The organism is Oribacterium sp. oral taxon 078 str. F0262 (assembly GCF_000160135.1).
GTDB lineage: Bacteria > Bacillota > Clostridia > Lachnospirales > Lachnospiraceae > Oribacterium.
This window is the reverse complement of the sequence record NZ_GG729938.1, coordinates 1-291: the sequence shown is the minus strand read 5'-3', so window position 1 is coordinate 291 and position 291 is coordinate 1. Positions and strand designations below refer to the sequence as shown.

At 45.7% G+C, this 291-nt stretch carries 1 pseudogene; it reads left to right on the top strand.

Annotated features, from left to right (window positions below):
* Window positions 1–291: pseudogene (locus tag GCWU000341_RS11670) on the top strand (IS1634 family transposase); the annotation flags it as partial.

Below are 291 nucleotides of genomic sequence, written 5' to 3'. Positions count from 1 at the left end.
CACTCCGCCTGTACAGGATGCGCGATGTCATACGAAAAAGCTTTCTGGAACATCAAGGAGCGTCTGAACCTGCGCAGAACATTAACTTCTCCGAAAGTTCACTGGAAGGCAAGCTTTTTGTTGAATTTGTGGCACTGATTTACCTTTCCTACATCAAGAAAAAGATGGAGGAAGCAGGATTATTTTCAAGATACACGATGCAGGAACTTCTTGATGAGCTCGATGTCATCGAATGCTTCCAGGAACCCGGAAAGGCACCAATTCAGGGCGAAGTTCTGAAGAAGCAGGAAC